We start from the raw sequence: 16,876 nt of genomic DNA on the forward strand, positions 1-16,876 counted from the left end.
CGTCCGAGGATAACCATCATGAAACTCATCGTCATCGGTCACGGCATGGTCGGTCACAAGCTGCTCGAGTGCGTCGCGGCGGAACCCGTCGGCGCGCTGCAGGTGACCGTGCTCGGCGAGGAGCCGCGCCCCGCGTACGATCGCGTGCACCTGTCCGAATTCTTCTCGGGGAAGTCGGCGGACGACCTGTCGCTCGTCGCGCCGGGCTTCTTCGAGCAGCACCCGCAGTTCGACCTGCGCCTGAACGCGCAGGTCGCGTCGATCGACCGCGACGCGCATACGGTCACGCTGGCGTCGGGCGAAACGCTCGCCTACGACAAGCTCGTGCTGGCGACCGGCTCGCGGCCGTTCGTGCCGCCGGTGCCGGGCCGCGAGCGCGCGGACTGCTTCGTGTACCGCACGATCGAGGACCTCGAAGCGATGCAGGCGTGCGGCGCGCACGCGAAGCGCGGCGTCGTGGTCGGCGGCGGGCTGCTCGGCCTCGAATGCGCGAAGGCGCTGCGCGACCTGGGGCTCGATACGCACGTCGTCGAATTCGCGCCGCGCCTGATGGCCGTGCAGGTCGACGACGGCGGCGGCCGGATGCTGCGCGCGAAGATCGAAGCGCTCGGCGTGACGGTGCACACCGGCAGGAACACGCTCGAGATCGTCGACGGCGAGGAAGGCACGCACCGGATGAAGTTCGCCGACGGCTCGCACCTCGACACCGACATGATCGTGTTCTCGGCCGGCATCCGCGCGCGCGACGAGCTGGCGCGCGCGTGCGGGCTCGACCTCGGCCCGCGCGGCGGCGTCGCGATCGACGACGGCTGCCGCACGAGCGACCCGGACATCTACGCGATCGGCGAATGCGCGGCGTGGAACGGCATGGTGTACGGCCTCGTCGCGCCGGGCTACGACATGGCGCGCGTGGTGGCGAAGCAGCTGGCGGGCGTTGCCGCGGCGTTCGCCGGCGCGGACCTGAGCACGAAGCTGAAGCTGATGGGGGTCGACGTCGCGAGCATCGGCGACGCGCACGGCGCGACGGCCGGCAGCCGCACCTACCAGTACGCCGACGAGCGCAAGCAGGTGTACAAGAAGCTCGTCGTGTCCGACTGCGGCAAGTTCCTGCAAGGCGCGGTGATGGTCGGCGACGCGGCCGAATACGGCACGCTGCTGCAGATGATGCTGAACCGCATCGAGCTGCCCGAGTCGCCGGAATTCCTGATCCTGCCGTCGTCGGACGGCGCGGCGAAGCCGGTGCTCGGCGTCGACGCGCTGCCGGCGCTCGCGCAGATCTGCTCGTGCAACAACGTGTCGAAGTCGCAGATCTGCGCGGCGGTCGGCGACGGCGCGACGAGCATCGCCGCGATGAAGTCGTGCACCGGCGCGGGCACGTCGTGCGGCGGCTGCGTGCCGCTCGTCACGCAGATCATGAAGGCCGAGATGAAGAAGCAGGGCCTCGCGGTCAACAACCATATTTGCGAACACTTCCCGTATTCGCGCCAGGAGCTGTTCCACCTGATCCGCGTCGAGCGCATCCAGACCTTCGGCGCGCTGCTCGCGAAGCATGGCCACGGCCTCGGCTGCGACATCTGCAAGCCGGCGGTCGCGGGCATCCTCGCGTCGTGCTTCAACGAGTTCGTGCTGAAGAAGGAGCACGCGGCGCTGCAGGACTCGAACGACTACTACCTCGCGAACATCCAGCGCGACGGCACGTACTCCGTCGTGCCGCGCATGCCGGGCGGCGAGGTGACGCCGGAAGGGCTGATCGCGGTCGGCCAGGTCGCGAAGAAATACGGCCTCTATACGAAGATCACGGGCGGCCAGCGGGTCGACCTGTTCGGCGCGCGCGTCGAGCAGCTGCCGCTGATCTGGGAGGAGCTGATCGCCGCGGGCTTCGAGTCGGGGCACGCGTACGGCAAGTCGCTGCGCACCGTGAAGTCGTGCGTCGGCTCGACGTGGTGCCGCTACGGCGTCGACGATTCGGTCGGCCTCGCGATCGACCTCGAGAACCGCTACAAGGGCCTGCGCGCGCCGCACAAGCTGAAGTTCGGCGTGTCGGGCTGCACCCGCGAATGCGCGGAAGCGCAGGGCAAGGACGTCGGCATCATCGCGACCGAGAAGGGCTGGAACCTGTACGTGTGCGGCAACGGCGGGATGAAGCCGCGCCACGCGGAGCTGCTCGCGGCCGACCTCGACCGCGCCACGCTGGTCCGCTACGTCGACCGCTTCCTGATGTTCTACATCCGCACCGCGGACCGGCTGCAGCGCACGAGCGTATGGCGCGACAACCTCGAAGGCGGGCTCGACTACCTGATCGACGTCGTCGTCAACGACAAGCTCGGGCTCGCGGCCGAACTCGAGGCCGACATGCAGCACGTGGTCGACACCTACGAATGCGAATGGAAGAAGGCCGTCACCGATCCGGACACGCGCAAGCGCTTCCGTCACTTCGTGAACAGCGACGCGCCGGACGCGAACATCGCATTCGTCGAGACGCGCGGCCAGATCCGCCCCGCGACGCCCGACGAGCGCATGCGCGGCAAGCCCGTCGAGATTCCGGTGGTGGTCGAAACCGTCTGAGCGGCAGTTATCGTCACAGTCATCGTCAGCAAGGAGAACGCCATGAGCAACGATCGTATTCCCGTGTCCTGGACCCCCGTGTGCGCGCTCGACGAGATCGTGCCGAACACCGGCGTATGCGCGCTCGTCAACGGCGAGCAGGTTGCCGTGTTCCACGTCGCGCATGCGGACGGCGGCGTGTTCGCGATCGGCAACGTCGATCCGGCGTCGCACGCGGCGGTGATGTCGCGCGGGCTGATCGGCAATCTCGGCGAGCGGATCGTCGTCGCGTCGCCGCTGTACAAGCATCACTTCGACCTGCGCACCGGCGAATGCCTCGAAGTGCCGGAGCAGTCGGTGAGCACCTATCCGTCGCGCGTCGAAGACGGCTTCGTGTGGGTCGCGGGCTGACGGACACGGAGCGAACATGACCGCCACGAACGTGAAGAGCGTGTGCCCGTACTGCGGCGTCGGCTGCGGGATGGTGCTGCACGTCGAGGACGGCGAGGTCGTCAAGGTGTCCGGCGACCCCGACCATCCGACCAACTTCGGGCGGCTCTGCACGAAGGGTTCGTCGGCGCACGTCGCGCTGCGGCAGTCCGGGCGGCTCGAAGGCGCGTTCGTGCGCCGCGCGCGCGACGACGACCTCGTGCCGCTGCCGGTGCGCGACGCGATCGGCGAAACCGGGCGCCGCCTGCGCGCGGTGCTCGATGCGCACGGCCCGGACGCGCTGTCGTTCTACGTGTCCGGCCAGATGTCGATCGAGGCGCAGTACCTGATCAACAAGCTCGCGAAGGGCTTCGTCGGCACCAACCAGATCGAGTCGAACTCGCGGCTGTGCATGGCGAGCGCAAGCAGCGGCTACAAGCTGTCGCTCGGCGCGGACGGCCCGCCCGGGTCGTACGAGGATTTCGATCGCGCGGACCTGTTCTTCGTGATCGGCGCGAACATGGCGGACTGCCACCCGATCCTGTTCCTGCGGATGATGGACCGCGTGAAGGCCGGCGCGAAGCTGATCGTCGTCGATCCGCGCCGTACCGGCACCGCGGACAAGGCGGACCTGTACCTGCCGATCCGCGCCGGCACCGATCTCGCGCTGATGAACGGCCTGCTGCATCTGCTGCACGCGAACGGCAAGACCGACGCCGCGTTCATCGCCCAGTTCACCGAAGGGTGGGACGCGATGCCGACGTTCCTCGCCGACTATACGCCGGAGAAGGTCGCGGAGATCACCGGGCTGGCCGAAGCCGATATCCGGCTCGCCGCGCAGTGGATCGGCGACGCGCCGGAGTGGATGAGCTGCTGGACGATGGGGCTCAACCAGAGCACCCACGGCGTGTGGAACACCAATGCGATTTGCAACCTGCACCTGGCGACCGGCAAGCTGTGCCGGCCCGGCAGCGGGCCGTTCTCGCTGACCGGCCAGCCGAACGCGATGGGCGGGCGCGAGATGGGCTACATGGGGCCGGGGCTGCCGGGCCAGCGCTCGGTGCTGTCGGACACGGACCGTCAGTTCGTCGAGGACGTGTGGCAGGTGCCGCGCGGCACGCTGCGCACCGACACCGGCAACGGCACCGTCGACCTGTTCGAACGGATGGCGGCCGGCGACATCAAGGCGTGCTGGATCATCTGCACGAACCCCGTCGCGACGGTCCCGAACCGGCAGAACGCGATCGCCGGCCTGCAGGCGGCCGAGCTCGTGATCGCGCAGGACGCGTTCCTCGACACCGAAACCAACCGCTACGCGGACATCCTGCTGCCGGGCGCGCTGTGGGCCGAGGGCGAAGGCGTGATGGTCAACTCCGAGCGCAACCTGACGCTGATGCGGCAGGCGATCGAGCCGCCCGGCGAGGCGCTGCCGGACTGGCAAATCGTCGCCGGGGTCGCGCGCGCGATGGGGTTCGGCGACGCGTTCGACTACGCGTCGGCCGCCGACGTGTTCGACGAGATCGTCCGCTTCTCGAATCCGGCGACCGGCTACGACCTGCGCGGCGCGAGCCATGCGGCGCTCGCCGATGCGCCGCTGCAGTGGCCGTGCGCGCCGGGCCTGGTGCGCGACCGCAATCCGGTTCGCTACCTGAACGACGGCGTGAGCCAGACGCTGCGCACGGCGGCGGACGGCGGCGTTCCGCGCCTCGCGTTTCCGACCGCGTCGGGCAAGGCGCAGTTCTTCGCGCGGCCGCACGCCGCGCCGGCCGAGCTGCCCGACCGAGAATTCCCGATCGTGCTGAACACCGGGCGGCTGCAGCACCAGTGGCACACGATGACGAAGACGGGCAAGGTCGCGATGCTCAACAAGCTGAACCCGCGCCCGTTCGTCGAACTTCATCCGGACGACGCGCGCGCGCTCGGCATCGCCGCGAAGGACAGCGTCGAGATCCGCTCGCGGCGCGGGCGCGCGGTGCTGCCGGCGGTCGTGACCGACCGCGTGCAGCCCGGCAACTGCTTCGCGCCGATGCACTGGAACGACGTGTACGGAGACGAGCTGTGCATCAACGCGGTCACGAGCGACGCGATCGACCCGGTTTCGCAGCAACCTGAACTGAAATACTGCGCGGTCGCGCTGAGCCCGGTCGCCGCGGCGAGCGCCGCGCACGCGGACGACGACACCCGGCTGCGCGGCACGGCCGACGCGCCCGCCCGGCCGGAGCCGGCCGACGCGCACGGCGCCCCTGCGTTCGAGGAACTCGACATGGCTGACATCGATACTTTCGCCGCCGCGCTCGGCATTGCCGACACGGCGCCGCCGGCGCTCTCCGATGCGGAGCGCCAGTACGTCGCGGGCTTCGTCAGCGGCATGCGCAGCGACGCGGGCCGCCGCGCGGGCGGCGTGCCCGTGCTGCCGGCGAGCGCGCCGCTCGCCGCGCCGACGCGCCGGTGGCTCGACGGGATGCTCGCCGGGCTGTTCAGCCGCGCGCTGCCCGCGCGGGGCGAGCCGTCCGCGGCGCCCGCGGGCGCGCGCGCCGACGCCGATGCGGCCGCGCCGGGCGGCGTGCGGATCGTGCGCACGCGGCCGAAGGTCGTGCTGCTGTGGGCGTCGCAGACCGGCAACATCGAATCGCTGACCGAGGATTACGCGACGCAGCTGATGAACGCGGGCTTCGAGATCCGCACGACCTGCATGTCCGACTACCCGCTCGCGTCGCTCGCGAAGGCGCAATACGTGCTGCTGATGACGAGCACGTTCGGCGACGGCGATCCGCCCGACAACGGCAGCGAGTTCTGGGACGCGCTGCGGGCCGAAGGCGCCGCGCGCCTCGACGGCGTGCACTTCGCGGTGCTCGGGTTCGGCGATCGCAACTACGACCAGTTCTGCGGCCACGGCCGCCAGCTCGACGCGCGCCTTGCCGAGCTGGGCGCGAAGCGGCTGTCGCCGCGCGTCGACTGCGACGTCGAATTCCAGGCCGACGCCGACCACTGGCTCGAGCGCGTCGTCGCGCGCATCAAGGAAGAGGACGCGGCGCTGCACGCGGTGCCGGCGGAAGGCATGATCCCGTCGGGCGCGCTGCCGACCAAGGCGCATCCGGCGCCGTCGCGGCTCGTCGCGAACCTGTGCCTGAATCACGCGGGCGCGGCGAAGGACACGCGCTACGTGTCGCTGTCGACCGACGGCGCGAACCTCGAATACGAAGCCGGCGACGCGCTCGGCGTGTGGCCGACCAACTGCCCGGCGCTGGTGGACGAGCTGCTCGACATCACCGCGCTGAAGGCCGACACGCCGGTGACGGTCGGCGGCGTCGGCGAAGTGCGGCTCGGCGACGCGCTCGCGCGCCACTTCGACATCACGCGTCCGCATCCGGATACGCTCGCGCTCATCGCCGCGCGCAGCGCGAACGGCGCGCTCGGCGCGCTGCTCGCCGACGAGCGCAAGGCCGACCTGAAGCACTGGCTGTGGGGGCAGCAGCTTGCCGACGTGCTGCACGAATACCCGGTCGAGCTGTCGGGCGCGGAGCTCGTCGGCATGCTCAAGCGCATGCAGCCGCGCCTGTACTCGATCGCGTCGAGCCCGAAGGCGCATCGCGACGAGATCCACCTGACGGTGTCCGCGGTGCGCTTCCACAACGGCCGGCGCGCGCGCAAGGGCGTCGCGTCGACGTTCCTCGCGGATCGCGCGGAAGACGGCCGCGTGCCGGTGTTCGTGCAGAAGTCCGCGCATTTCCGGCCGCCGGCGAGCGGCGACGCGCCGATCGTGATGGTCGGCCCCGGCACCGGCATCGCGCCGTTCCGCGGCTTCCTGCACGAGCGCCAGGCGCGCGGCGCGCGCGGCCGCAACTGGCTGTTCTTCGGCGAGCAGCATGCGCAGACCGATTTCTATTACCGCGACGAGCTGACCGCGATGCGCGACAGCGGCTTCCTGACGCGGCTCGACGTCGCGTTCTCGCGCGACCAGGCGGAGAAGGTCTACGTGCAGGACCGGATGCGCGAGCGCGGCGCCGAATTGTTCGCGTGGCTGGAGGAGGGCGCGCACTTCTACGTGTGCGGCGACGCGGCGCGGATGGCGAAGGACGTCGACGCGATGCTGAAGGCGGTGGTCGCCGCGCACGGCGGGATGTCGGACGACAAGGCGAGCGAGTATGTCGCGCGGCTGGCGAAGGAGCGGCGTTACGTGCGGGACGTGTACTGATCCTGGCGGGTCAACGGAAGAAGAGCTCCCGCATGCCGAAGGTGTGATGCGCTTCGGCAGCCATCAGCACCATCAGCACCAGCAGGCACAGGGGCGGTATCAGGATGGCGTACACCAGCGCCAGCCGCTCCCACATCATGTGCATGAAAATCGACACGATCAGCCCGGCCTTGGCGAGCATGAGCACGACGATCAGCGCCCAGCGCAGCAGGCCCTGCACGCGGAAGTAATCCACCAGGTACGACATCGTGCTCAGTACGAACAGCAGGGCCCAGATCTTCAGGTAGACGCCGATCGGATGCTGCTGGCCGTGCGCGGCGTCGGGTCGGTGGGCGGGATCGGTGTGGTCCATGGCTTGCCTCACCACAAATAGAACAGCGCAAAGATGAATACCCACACCAGGTCGACGAAGTGCCAGTACAAGCCGGCGATCTCGACGATCTGGAAGTTGCCGTGCTCGGTGAACCCCGGCCGCAGGATCTTGCGTGCGATCAGCAGCAGGTAGATCACGCCGCAGGTCACGTGAAAGCCGTGGAACCCGGTGATCATGAAGAAGCACGCGCCAAACTGCGCCGCGCCCATCGGGTTGCCCCAGGGGCGGATACCTTCATGGACGATCAGCTTGGTCCATTCGAGGGCCTGCATCGACACGAAGCTCGCGCCCAGCAGCGCGGTCGCCAGCAACAGCGCGGCGGCGCGCGTTGCGTTGCGCCGGTAGCCGAAGTTGACGGCCATCGCCATGGTGCCGCTGCTGGTGATCAGGATGAACGTCATGATGGCGATCAGCAGCAGGGGCACATCCACGCCGCCCACCGTGAGCCCGAACACCTTGGAAGGGTCGGGCCACGGCGCCGTGGTCGAGATGCGCACCGTCATGTAGCCGATCAGGAAGCTGCTGAAGATGAAGGTGTCCGACAGCAGGAAGATCCACATCATCGCCTTGCCCCACGGCACCTTGAAGGCTTCGCGGTCGGCCGACCAGTCCGTGACGATGCCGCGCCACCCGTCAGGCCCGGCGTCGGTGGGCGTGGCGGCGGATTCGGTGGGCAGCGTGGGCGTGGTCATGGCGCGGCTCCATACAGCGGCCCGCAGATGGCGGCGACGAACTCGGGGGTGATCCACCACATCGCCGCCAGCAGCACGAGCCAGACAGCCAGCAGGAAATGCCAGTAGATCGCGCACAGCGCGATGGCGCGCTGGGCCCGGAACGGGTCCGCGCGCCGGAGATGCGCGATCGTCACGGCCCAGGCCGCCAGCCCGCCCAGCACATGCAACCCGTGCAGGCCGGTGAGCAGGTAGAGGAAGCTGTTGGACGGGTTGACGGTGACGGTTTGCCCGGCCGCCGACAGCATGCGCCACGCGGTCAGCTGCCCGATCACGAACACGGCCGCCAGCACGCCGCCGGACACCAGCCATGCCGCGCGGTGCAAGGTCAACTGCCGGGCGCGCTGCATGGCGATGCTTGCCAGCGCCAGCGCGCCGGTGTTCCACCACAGCAGCGCCGGATGCGGGATCGGCTGCCAGTCGGGCTCGCGCATGCGCATTGCATAGGCGAGCAGCAGCAGTGAAAACAGGGTCGTCGCCACCGCGATGAAGACGATCAGGCCGATGCGGCTTGCATTCGGCAGGACCGGCGGCGTGCCGGGAGCGAAGGAGCGGGGCAGGGTGGTCATTCGCGTGCCTCGCCGGGTTGAAGCGTCGGGTGGGCCGGTTCAGGCGCCGTCGCAGGCGGCTGGTTCTGCGGGACGAAGTCTTCCTCTTGTCCCGGCGGGCTGTATTCGTACGCCCAGCGGTAGACGACGGGCGGCGCGGCGCCCCAGTTGCCGTGCACGGGCGGCGTCTGCGGCGTCTGCCACTCCAGCGTGGTGGCCCGCCACGGGTTGCCGTCGGCACGCTTGCCGCGTACCAGGCTCCACGCCAGGTTGTACAGGAACAGCAGCTGCGCCACCGCAACGATCAGCGCAATGACGGTGATGAACGTGTTGAGCGTCTGCGCCGAAGGTGGAATGAAGCTGTAGCCCTCGTACGCGTAATACCGCCGCGGCATGCCCAGGATGCCGAGATAGTGCATCGGGAAGTAGATCGCATAGGTGCCGATGAAGGTGAACCAGAAGTGCGCGCGCCCGAGCGTGTCGTCGAGCATGCGGCCCGTCACCTTCGGATACCAGTGGTAGATGCCGCCGAACACCACCAGGATCGGCGACACGGCCATCACCATATGGAAGTGCGCGACCACGAAGTACGTGTTCGACAGCGGAATGTCCACGCTCACGTTGCCGAGGTAGAGCCCGGTCAGCCCGCCCAGGACGAAGGTGCTGACGAAGCCGATGGCAAACAGCATCGGCACGGTCAGGTGGATGTCGCCGCGCCACAGCGTCAGCACCCAGTTGTAGACCTTGAGGGCGGTCGGGACGGCGATGATGAGCGTGGTGGTGGCAAAGAAGAAGCCGAAGTACGGATTCATGCCGGCGATGAACATGTGGTGCGCCCAGACCACGAAGCTCAGCACGCCGATGATGATGATGGCCCACACCATCATCCTGTAGCCGAAGATGTTCTTGCGCGCGTGCGTGCTGATGAGGTCCGACACGATGCCGAAGGCCGGCAGCGCGACGATGTAGACCTCCGGATGCCCGAAGAACCAGAACAGGTGCTGGAACAGCAGCGGGCTGCCGCCGGCCTGCTTGAGCGTCTGTCCCATCGACACCACGGCCGGCATGAAGAAGCTGGTGCCGAGCGTCTTGTCGAGCAGCATCATCACCGCGGACACGAACAGCGCCGGAAACGCCAGCAGCGCCATGATGGTCGCGATGAAGATGCCCCACACCGTGAGCGGCATGCGCATGAGCGTCATGCCGCGCGTGCGCGCCTGCAGCGTGGTGGTGACGTAGTTCAGGCCGCCCATCGTCGCCGCGATGATGAAGATCGCCAGCGACACCAGCATCAGCACGATGCCCCATTCCACGCCCGGCGTGCCCGGCAGGATGGCCTGGGGCGGATACAGCGTCCAGCCCGCGCCGGTCGGCCCGCCCGGCACGAAGAAGCTCGCCGTCAGCACCAGCACGGCCAGCAGGTAGACCCAGTAGCTCAGCATGTTGAGAAACGGGAACACCATGTCGCGGGCGCCCAGCATCAGCGGGATCAGGTAGTTGCCGAAGCCGCCCAGGAACAGCGCCGTCAGCAGGTAGATCACCATGATCATCCCGTGCATGGTGACGAACTGGTAGTAGTGGTTGGCGTCGATGAAACTGAACTTGCCCGGAAAGCCGAGCTGCAACCGCATCAGGTCCGACAACACCAGGCCGACCAGGCCGATGGCGATGGCCGTCAGCGAATACTGCACGGCGATGACCTTGTGGTCCTGGCTCCAGACGTAGCGGGTCCAGAAGCTTTGCGGAACGTGGTCGGTGTGCGCGTAGGACATTGCGTCTGCTCCGCTAGTTGGCTGCGCTGCCGGCGGCCGGGCCGCCTTGCGATTCGATGTAGGCCACCAGCGCGGTCAGCTCCTGCTCGCTCAGGTCGAAGTGCGGCATGATGGGTGCGAAGCCCTTCACGACGCGGGCCGTCGGGTCGCGGATGAACGCGCGCAGGTAGGCTTCGTCGACCTTCGCGGTGCTGCCGTCGGCCATCGTTTCGGTCTTGCCGTACAGGCCCTTCCAGGTGGGGCCCACGCGCGGACTGCCGTCCACGCTATGGCAGGCGACGCAGCCCTTGGCCGCCGCGAGCGTCCTGCCCTGGTCGGCAAGCGCCTGGGCGCCGCCGCCGGTGGCGGCGGCGGCCTGCACCTTGGCCTGCTGCCGCTGCGCGAACGTGCTCTGCTGCGCCAGCCAGCGCGAGAACGATGCCTCGTCTTCCACCACCACCACGCCGCGCATGTTGGCGTGCCCGAGGCCGCAAAGCTGCGCGCACAGGATGTCGTAACGCCCGGCCTTGGTCGGCGTGAACCAGAAGGTGGTCACCATGCCGGGCACCATGTTCATGCGCGCGCGGAACGGCGGGACGTAGAAGTCATGCAGCACGTCGCGCGACCGTGTCAGGACCTGGATCGGCCGGTTGAGCGGCAGGTGCACCTCGGGCGTCTCGATCAGGTAGTTGTCGCGGCCGTTCGGGTCGCCGGGGTTCAGGCCGAAGGGGTTGTCGTTGCTGATGTAGCGCACGTCCGTCGTGCCCAGCTTGCCGCCGGGGCCGGCAAAGCGGAAGCGCCATTGCCATTGCTGGCCGAGCACTTCCATCTTCAGCACGTTGGGCGGCGGCCGTATGTAGTCCGCATAGACGAAGAGCCCCGGTGCCAGCAACGCCGCGACGCCGACAGCGGTCAGGCCGATCAGCCACCATTCCAGCCGCTTGTTGTGCGGCTCGTAAGCCGCCCGATGACCCCCGCGGTGGCGGTAGCGCACCAGTGCGATCACGATGAACAGGTTGATCGCGATGAAGAGCGCGCCGGTAATGACGATCGTGATCGTCAGCATGTCGTCCATGCGCACCCAGTTCGACGCGATCGGCGTGATCCACCAGGGACTGGCAAAGTGAAACCCCACCGCCAATACGATGATCAGGATCAGGGCAATCGCAAGCGCCATAGGCCGCCTCGTTGCGAGTCACTCGCTGGAGCCGCCGACAAAGCGCTCCTGGCGTCGTTGTGCCGCCTGGTCGTACTTTCGCTGCTGTCTGCGCCGGCACGTGCGCCAGGCCGCTTCGCCGAGTGTTGTATGCGGCCCTAGAGAAAAGGTAGACCTCTCCTCTGCATCGTGCAAGGCAGCGCAAGGGGGAAGCGCGCCCCATATACGGAGCGCGCGAATGGAGGCGTTACTTGCCGCGATGCAGCGCAACACGGCGCGTCACTGCATCGCGTCCTGCCTGCGCCGCGCCAGCATGCCGTAGGCGATGGCGGTGACCACGCCGAACAGCAGGTTGGCCAACAAGGGTCCGGATCCCCGCTCCGAGACGAACCACGGGAACACCGCTGTCATCACATGGAAGTTCCACACATACGCGACGATCCCGAAGGCCACCCCGACGAGCGCCTCCATGCCGACGCTCGAATCGAAGCGGAACGGCGCGATGATCGCCGCGAGAATCATCCCCATGACGGCGCCGAGCACGTAGTGCAGCACCAGCGCCGTCGCCACGATGCCGATGCTGAAGTGCGACATCTGCTCGAGCGCGCTGCGACCCATCACCATCGCCGCGATCTTGTGGGTCGGTTGCCACGGGCTTTCATACAGCACCATGGTCGACCAGAAGAATTCCAGCACGATCACCAGGGCGCCACCCGCGAGACCGGCCACGGCAGCGGCGAGCCAGTCGGGCACGCGCCGTTCCCAATGGTGTGATTGAATGTGCAGTTCCATACGACCTCCTTGCTGGCGGTTCAAATCAGCATCCGGGTACGGAAAGCGCCGCTTGCCTGGCTTCGGCGCCACTCGCGTCAAAAATGCGTCCCTTATCCGATTCAGAATGGCAGATATGGGTGCCAACGCAAGGTACAAAAACCCCGCCCGTCATTCATCCGACGAAAAAATCGCGCCGGTTCCCGGTATGATGCGCATCTCGCACATGCCGGTCGCCTGATTTTTATATCGCGTTCCGACGAACGGCCTGTCCGGCGCGGATCCATCCGACGCGAAAGAATTTGTAATAATGATTCTGTATACTTGTAATTTCTGAATCAGGCGCCGCCGATCGGCACATCGGCGGGCCGCCCACGCAGAACAACCAGATTCGCCGCCGTCCGGTCCACCCGGCGCCGCGGCACGCTACGCACCACCGCCAATAATTTATGTCTTCCCGCCACCCTGGCTCACCCAGCCGTGCCGCGGCAATGTTCGGCCGCGTCTCGGCACTGCTGCGCAACGAGCGCATGCTGTCGCCGCTGCTTGCGCTCGGCATCGGGCTGCTGTTGATCGTGGTCTTCCAGCACCTGTCGGCGTCCGTCGATTACCGGTCGGTGATCCGCCAGCTGCGCCACATGTCGGCCGCCGAATGGGGCGCGTCGCTCGGCGCGACGGCCCTCAGCTATCTCGCGCTCGTCGCCCGCGACGCGGTCGGCCTGCGCTACGTCGCGGCCAAGGTGCCGCGCGCGGCGCTGTGGATCGGCGCGATCGCCGGCTCGGCGCTCGGCAACGCGACCGGCTTCGGCGCGCTGACGGGCGGCGCGGTGCGCGCGCGCGTCTATGGCGTGTCCGGCGTCACGCCCGCCCAGATCGGCCGCATGACGGTGTTCACGAGCGGCACGCTCGCGCTCGCGCTGGTGCTGATGACCGCCGTCGGCATGGTCTGCGAGCCGCAGACGCTGGCCGCGATGCTGCACGTCGCGCCCGGCGCGCTCACCTGGGGCGGCGCCGCGCTGCTCGCGGTGATGGCGGCGCTGACCGCCGCCTGCGGGCGCGTCGCGCGTCCGGTCGAGACCCGCTTCAAGTGGCTCGGGTTCGATATCCCGGCGCGGCGCGATCTCGTTGCGCAGGTCGTCTACGCGGTGCTCGACGTGGTCGCGGCCGGCCTGACGCTGTGGGTGCTGCTGCCCGCCGCGCCGGTCGGCTTCGCGAGCTTCATCACGATCTACGCGGCCGCGCTGCTGCTCGGCATGATCGGCCATACGCCGGGCGGGATCGGCGTGTTCGAGGCGGCGATGGTCTTCACGCTCGGCCGCGACGTGCCCGCGCACGAGATGGTCGCCGCGCTGATCGCGTATCGCGCGATCTACTTCGGCGTGCCGTTCGTGCTGTCGGCCGGCCTGCTCGCCGGCTTCGAGGGCCGCGCGCTGCGCCGGCGCCTCGTGACGCGGCAGGCCGCGCGCGTGTCGCAGCTCGCGCCGCTGTTCCTCAGCCTCGTGACGTTCGCCACCGGCACGATGCTCGTGATCTCGAGCGCGACGCCGGCGTTCTGGCACCGGATCGCGATCCTGCGCGGCATCGTGCCGCTGTGGGTGCTCGAAGGTTCGCAGGTGATCTGCAGCGTGCTCGGCGTCGCGCTGCTGTTCGTCGCGCGCGGGCTGCTGCGCCGGCTCGACGCCGCATGGTGGATGACCTTCGCGCTGACGCTCGCGAGCCTCGCGCTGTCGCTCGCGAAGGGGCTCGCGTTCGTCGAGGCCGGCGTGCTCGGCACGCTGCTGGTGCTGCTGCTCGTCAGCCGCCGGCGCTTCAATCGCCATTCGTCGCTGTTCGCGGAGCGCTTCACGATCGGCTGGTTCGTGTCGGTCGCGATGGTGCTGATGCTCGCGGTGTGGGTGCTGTGCTTCGCGTTCCGCGACGTGCCGTACACGCGCGAGCTGTGGTCGCACTTCTCGTTCGATGCGCGCGCGCCGCGGGCGCTGCGCGCGACGCTCGCCGCGGGCGTGTTCGTCGCGATGTTCGCGCTGTGGCAGATGCTGCGGCCGGCGGCGGGCCGTTTCGTGAAGCCGGCGCCGCAGGACCTGCTCGACGCCGAGCGGATCATCCGCGCGCAGGAATGCAGCGATGCCGGCCTGGCGCTGATGGGCGACAAGAGCTTCCTGTTTTCGGAGTCGCGCGAGGCGTTCCTGATGTACGCGAAGCACGGCCGCACGTGGGCCGCGCTGCACGACCCGGTCGGCCCGCGCAGCGAATGGCCGGCGCTGATCGGCAAGTTCATCGCGCTCGCGCACAAGCACGGCGGCCGCGCGGCGTTCTACCAGGTGCGCGCGAACGCGCTGCCGCTGTACCTCGACGCGGGGCTCACGCTGATGAAGCTCGGCGAGGAAGCGCACGTCGCGCTCGACGAGTTCGACCTGAAGGGTTCGCACCGCTCGCACCTGCGCTATGCGCTGCGCCGCGGCGACAAGGATGCGCTGACCGTCGAGGTGATCGCGCCGAACGACGTGCCGGCCGTGCTGCCCGCGCTGCGCGGGATTTCCGACGGCTGGCTCGACAGCCGCGACGCGCGCGAGAAGAGCTTCTCGGTCGCGGCGTTCCATGACGGCTATCTCGCGACGCAGTCGGTGATGCTGGTGCGCCAGGCCGACAAGCCGATCGCGTTCGTCACGTTCATGACGACCGACCTCAACACCGAGGCGACAGTCGGCGTGATGCGCCATCTGCCGGAGGCGTCGCCGTACGCGATGGAGTACCTGTTCACGCAGCTCGCGCTGCACCTGAAGGAAGCGGGCTTCCGCAGGCTGAGCCTCGGCATCGCGCCGTTCTCGGGGATGGGCGCGGCGAAGATGCCGTCGCCGTGGCACCGGGTCGGGCTGATGGTGTGGCGTTTCGGCGGCCGTTTCTATAATTTCCGCGGCTTGCGCGCGTTCAAGAGCAAGTTCGAGCCGCATTGGGAGCCGCGTTATCTCGCGGCTTCGGGCTCGGTCGGCGTGTTCGTCACGCTGGCGGATCTGTCTTTGCTGGCGGGAGGTCGGCGTTCATGATGCTGAAGAAGGGAATCGCACGGGCGGTGGTCGCCTGCGCGGGAATGATGCTGGCCGGCGGCGCGTTCGCGACGCAGCCGGCGGCGGTGAAGGTGCAGACCGTGTCCGGCGGCCGCTACGGCCCGGTTAGCGTGACGAAGCCGAATGGTCCGATGCGCGGCTTCGTCGTGATGTTCTCGCAAGGCAGCGGCTGGAGCGCGGCCGACCAGCAGGCCGCCGACGCGCTCGCGAAGGCCGGCGCGATGACGGTCGGCGTGGATGCCGAGCGGTACGCGGCGAACCTGGCCGCGACGCAGGAGACTTGCCACCATCTCGACGGCGACGCCGAGGCCGTCAGCCACCAGCTTGAACGGCTCGCGCAGTCGTCGCGCTATTACGCGCCGATCGTCGCGGGTGTCGGGCAGGGTGGCGCGATCGCGAAGCAGATCCTGTCGATGGCGCCGGAGAACACGATTGCCGGCATGGTGTCGGTCGAGCCGGCGCCGAAGCTCGATCCGCGCTTCAAGCCGTGCCCGCCCGATCCGACGATCGTGCGCCGCGCGATGCCGGGCTTCGTCGAAACCGCGGCGGCGGGCGATGCCGCGAAGCTCGTCGCGCTCGTGAAGCCGCATCTGCGCGACGGGACGGCCGACGAGCTCGACGTGTCGGACCTGCCGCTGATCGAGCTGCCGGCCAAGGGGGGCAGCAACCTGCTCGCGATCGTGATTTCCGGCGACGGCGGCTGGCGCGATCTCGACAAGACGATCGCCGAGGCGCTGCAGCGCGACGGCGTGTCGGTCGTCGGCATCGACGCGCTGCGCTATTTCTGGAGCGAGAAGCCGCCCGCGCAGACGAGCCGCGATCTCGCGCGCGTGATGCGCACCTACATGGCGCGCTGGAACGCGACGAGCGTCGCGCTGGTCGGCTACTCGTTCGGCGCGGACGTGATGCCGTTCGCGTACAACCGGCTGCCGGCCGCGTTGCGCGACAAGGTGTCGGTGATGTCGCTGCTCGGCTTCGCGCCGGCGGCGGACTTCCAGATTCGCGTGACGGGCTGGCTCGGGATGCCGGCGAGCGACAAGGCGCTGAAGGTCGCGCCGGAGATCGCGAAGGTGCCGCCGGGCATCGTGCAGTGCTTCTACGGCGAGCAGGAGAAGGAGACGATGTGCCCGGTGATCGCGAACACGGGCATCCAGGTGATCAAGACGCAGGGCGAGCATCACTTCGGCCGCGACTATGTCGCGCTCGAGAAGCAGATTCTCGCGGCGTTCAAGAAGCAGGTGGCGGGCAACTAGCCACTCGCCATGCCGGCGGGACGCATGCGCGTCCCGCCGGTCGGCGTTCGGGATCGGGGC

At 68.6% G+C, this 16,876-nt stretch carries 11 protein-coding genes; 5 read left to right on the top strand and 6 right to left on the bottom strand.

Going from position 1 to position 16,876, the window contains the following annotated elements; all coding sequences use genetic code 11:
• Positions 1-18: 18 nt before the first annotated feature.
• From nirB to ACFIMZ_RS25795, 3 genes are read left to right on the top strand one after another with little or no spacing between them, the layout of a single operon-like run.
• On the top strand, positions 19-2,565 hold the full coding sequence (nirB, locus tag ACFIMZ_RS25785; protein ID WP_431825106.1) for a nitrite reductase large subunit NirB: 2,547 nt from the start codon (positions 19-21) through the stop codon (positions 2,563-2,565).
• Positions 2,566-2,607: 42 nt separating this feature from the next.
• Positions 2,608-2,955 (top strand): nitrite reductase small subunit NirD, encoded by a 348-nt coding sequence (nirD, locus tag ACFIMZ_RS25790; RefSeq protein WP_042588849.1) that lies wholly within the window; start codon positions 2,608-2,610, stop codon positions 2,953-2,955.
• A gap of 16 nt (positions 2,956-2,971) precedes the next feature.
• Positions 2,972-7,168: a molybdopterin-dependent oxidoreductase gene (locus ACFIMZ_RS25795; RefSeq protein WP_431825107.1), complete on the top strand. Its 4,197-nt coding sequence runs from the start codon at positions 2,972-2,974 to the stop codon at positions 7,166-7,168.
• Between the two features lie 10 nt (positions 7,169-7,178).
• Here ACFIMZ_RS25795 and ACFIMZ_RS25800 read toward each other — a convergent pair whose 3' ends face one another.
• The 6 genes from ACFIMZ_RS25800 to ACFIMZ_RS25825 form a co-directional block, all read right to left on the bottom strand.
• Positions 7,179-7,520, bottom strand: a complete 342-nt coding sequence (locus tag ACFIMZ_RS25800; RefSeq protein ID WP_431825108.1) for a cytochrome C oxidase subunit IV family protein — start codon at positions 7,518-7,520, stop codon at positions 7,179-7,181.
• Between the two features lie 8 nt (positions 7,521-7,528).
• Positions 7,529-8,233: a heme-copper oxidase subunit III family protein gene (locus ACFIMZ_RS25805; RefSeq protein ID WP_431825109.1), complete on the bottom strand. Its 705-nt coding sequence runs from the start codon at positions 8,231-8,233 to the stop codon at positions 7,529-7,531.
• Positions 8,230-8,841 carry a cytochrome c oxidase subunit 3 gene (locus ACFIMZ_RS25810; RefSeq protein ID WP_431825110.1) on the bottom strand — a complete coding sequence of 204 codons (612 nt, stop codon included), beginning with the start codon at positions 8,839-8,841 and terminating at the stop codon, positions 8,230-8,232. The genes ACFIMZ_RS25805 and ACFIMZ_RS25810 overlap by 4 nt, the downstream gene beginning before the upstream one ends.
• Entirely contained in the window at positions 8,838-10,592 is a 1,755-nt protein-coding gene (gene ctaD, locus ACFIMZ_RS25815; protein ID WP_431825111.1) for a cytochrome c oxidase subunit I, read from the bottom strand. Before ctaD ends, ACFIMZ_RS25810 begins: the two co-directional genes overlap by 4 nt.
• A 13-nt stretch (positions 10,593-10,605) precedes the next feature.
• On the bottom strand, positions 10,606-11,748 hold the full coding sequence (locus ACFIMZ_RS25820; protein ID WP_431825112.1) for a cytochrome c oxidase subunit II: 1,143 nt from the start codon (positions 11,746-11,748) through the stop codon (positions 10,606-10,608).
• Between the two features lie 258 nt (positions 11,749-12,006).
• On the bottom strand, positions 12,007-12,519 hold the full coding sequence (locus ACFIMZ_RS25825; RefSeq protein ID WP_431825113.1) for a hypothetical protein: 513 nt from the start codon (positions 12,517-12,519) through the stop codon (positions 12,007-12,009).
• A 428-nt stretch (positions 12,520-12,947) separates the two neighbouring features.
• Between ACFIMZ_RS25825 and mprF the strand changes: the two genes are divergently transcribed.
• The gene (gene mprF / locus ACFIMZ_RS25830) at positions 12,948-15,542 is read left to right on the top strand and encodes a bifunctional lysylphosphatidylglycerol flippase/synthetase MprF (protein WP_431825114.1); all 2,595 of its coding nucleotides are present in this window, start codon (positions 12,948-12,950) and stop codon (positions 15,540-15,542) included.
• Positions 15,539-16,816, top strand: coding sequence for a virulence factor family protein (locus tag ACFIMZ_RS25835; protein WP_431825115.1), 1,278 nt, complete (start codon positions 15,539-15,541; stop codon positions 16,814-16,816). The genes mprF and ACFIMZ_RS25835 overlap by 4 nt, the downstream gene beginning before the upstream one ends.
• Positions 16,817-16,876 lie beyond the last annotated feature (60 nt).

This window comes from Burkholderia sp. F1 (assembly GCF_050813845.1).
Classification (GTDB): Bacteria; Pseudomonadota; Gammaproteobacteria; order Burkholderiales; family Burkholderiaceae; genus Burkholderia; species Burkholderia ubonensis.